This window comes from Gilliamella sp. X-57 (genome assembly GCF_057063565.1).
Window position 1 is genome coordinate 1 of sequence record NZ_JBXSQI010000049.1, and the last position, 2,464, is coordinate 2,464.

3 protein-coding genes and 1 pseudogene are annotated in these 2,464 nt (G+C 31.9%); all 4 read left to right on the top strand.

Annotated features, from left to right (window positions below):
- Nucleotides 1-428 (top strand): winged helix-turn-helix domain-containing protein (locus ACYIAL_RS12625; protein WP_483751886.1); only part of this gene is annotated, 428 nt, incomplete at its 5' end.
- Between the two features lie 587 nt (nucleotides 429-1,015).
- Nucleotides 1,016-1,219: pseudogene (locus tag ACYIAL_RS12630) on the top strand (integrase arm-type DNA-binding domain-containing protein); the annotation flags it as partial.
- 129 nt (nucleotides 1,220-1,348) lie between these two features.
- A complete protein-coding gene (locus ACYIAL_RS12635; RefSeq protein WP_483751887.1) occupies nucleotides 1,349-1,582 on the top strand; it encodes a primase-like DNA-binding domain-containing protein in 234 nt (77 codons plus the stop codon).
- Between the two features lie 114 nt (nucleotides 1,583-1,696).
- Nucleotides 1,697-2,269 (top strand): hypothetical protein, encoded by a 573-nt coding sequence (locus tag ACYIAL_RS12640; protein ID WP_483751888.1) that lies wholly within the window; start codon nucleotides 1,697-1,699, stop codon nucleotides 2,267-2,269.
- Nucleotides 2,270-2,464: the final 195 nt, after the last annotated feature.

The window sequence follows — 2,464 nt, forward strand, 5'->3', positions numbered from 1 at the left end:
AACTCCCCTCAATTGTGAGGTTGCTATTAAATGAGTTTATCAATCCAACAGAAGCCAAAGAAAGACTACACCAGCAACAACAATCAGACGAAGCGACGGCGATTAAACGCGAATCCGACCACTTGGTAGATTTTTGTAGTTATCTTGATGTGCTGGATCATTCCAATGGTATGCTTATGGGTAATTTAGGCATAATACCGTTTAACCCTAAAAAATATTTATATCATGCTTATATTGAGTATGTGCGCAATACAGGGCTTAATAATCCATTGTCCTTGAGTGGGTTCGGTTTATCATTAAATTACGCCATAAAAGAAAATAGAAAGGCGTACATTAAAAAACGAACTAATATAGGGGTAAAAACTAATTTAGAAATAAACCCAGATAGGTGTAAAGATTGGCTACCTAAAGCCGAAGATCCTAACTAGTAGCTCAAATTGAGCCACTAAAATAAGACCGCCCTAATTGGCGGTTTTTTATTGAGTGAATACCTAAAGTGTACACTTGTGAATAGTAAACATTTAAGTATACACCACTCAAACCCTTTTAGAATAAGGCTTCAAGCAAGTAGTGAACACCGTGCATACTTTTTTATTAAATTTTATTTTTATGGGGGGAGGTATAAAAAATCTAAAACATAATTAACGGATACCGCTCACCTAGATAAATTTTTACACCGTCAAAATTCTAAAACCAATTTTTTTAACCTTTCAATGTGGCTAGATTAAAATACCTAATTTTGGGGGCACTTTTTGTTTTAGGTATACGTTTAGGTATACGATTCGATTTTTAAAAGTTAATATTTCAGTATTTCCAGTGTGTTTATCTATATGATTCTGTTTCCCTTGGCCCCAATTCAATATTCTTTAAAACCCACTAAAGTACACAGAAACAAGCAATAACAAGCCTTAAAGTCTATTTTATTTCCCATTAAGTATCAGTAAGGTACATTTACAACCATAATTTTTAGGTATACAGACGCAATATACCTATATATCGTATACCTAAAATAATTATGGCAAGGAAAACACATCCATTAACAGAAACCCAAATAAAAGCCGCCAAACCAAGAGATAAAGATTACTCTTTATTTGATGGCGGTGGTATGTATCTCTTAGTTAAATCGAATAATTCTAAAATCTGGCGTTTTAAGTATACGCGTCCGTATACCAAAATGGGCGCATTAATTAGCTTTGGTAGTTATCCTGAGGTTTTACTATAGCAAGCGCGAAAACAACGAGATGAAGCGACGGCGATTAAATGCGAATCTGACCACTTAGTAGATTTTTGTAGTTATCTTGATGCGCTTGATTATCCCAATGGTATGTTTATTGGCAATATGTGAATAATGCCCTTTAACCCCCGAAAATATTTATATCATGCTTATATTGAATACATCCGCAATACAGGTTTAAACAATCCGCTATCACTAACGCAATTTGGAATATCGCTTAATTATGCAATGAAAGAAAACGGTAAAGACTACATGCGTAAAAGAGCCAATAAAGGGATGAGGACCAACGTAGAGCTTAATATCAATACTAGTCAAGACTGGTTACCCAAAGCTGAAGAAGCTAGCTAGTTGTTAATATTTGTTAACCTATGAACCGCCTAATTGGGGCGGTTTTTTGTTGTTCGCTTATGTAAGATAAGATACATTAAATGGGTATTTTCTTATAAATAAAAGGTTTTAAAATTGAGTAATTTATCTCTCGATGAAATTTTATCGCTTTATAGATTTAATCAATATTATGGTTCACCATCAGAATATTTTTATTCTAGTGCCCTAATAATTAATTGGGCTGAAAAACAAGTTATGCAAGGTGATGATTCAGAAATACTATTGATTATTGCTTCTTTGGGACTTGATAAAAAAATAGATAGCGATGAGGTTATGACGTACTTAAAAAGATATCTTTCGGAAAAAAATATTTCTATACCAAGCATTAATTATAGCTGTTTAGTTTTCATGAGGCTTTTTAGCCAAAAAATTATGGTATGTAATAGTTTAGAAGATATTGGCGATCTTCTTCATAGTTTTGTATTTAAATATATAGAATTTGGAAACAGATATTTTCATCGAATAAAGCACTATTGGCTTTTTATCTATTATGATTACTTTGATATGTATGATGGTCTTAATTGTTATTGTGCCGAAAAACAACTTAGTGAAGAAAAACGATATACAAGAATAAAAGCCTTAGCAAAAAGATTTTATTCTTTTTTAAATAATAAAGAAATGGTGGAATATTTAGCTAAACATATATAGCTAGATCTAAATTAATCCATTATTTATCTTGTGGTGAACACCTAAAGTGTACACTTGTGAATAGTAAATTGTAACTATCCCCTAAAATAGTACAGCAAAAAAGTAGAAAATTCTCTATGATAAAAGTAAAGGGGATTTAATTATGAAAAAAATGACTGAACATCAGATTGTATCTATTTTAAAAGAAGCTGAAGC

Bases quoted from the DNA above. Each gene is read 5' to 3' on its own strand.
- ACYIAL_RS12635 (WP_483751887.1), top strand. From the start codon at position 1,349: ATGCCCTTTAACCCCCGAAAATATTTATATCATGCTTATATTGAATAC.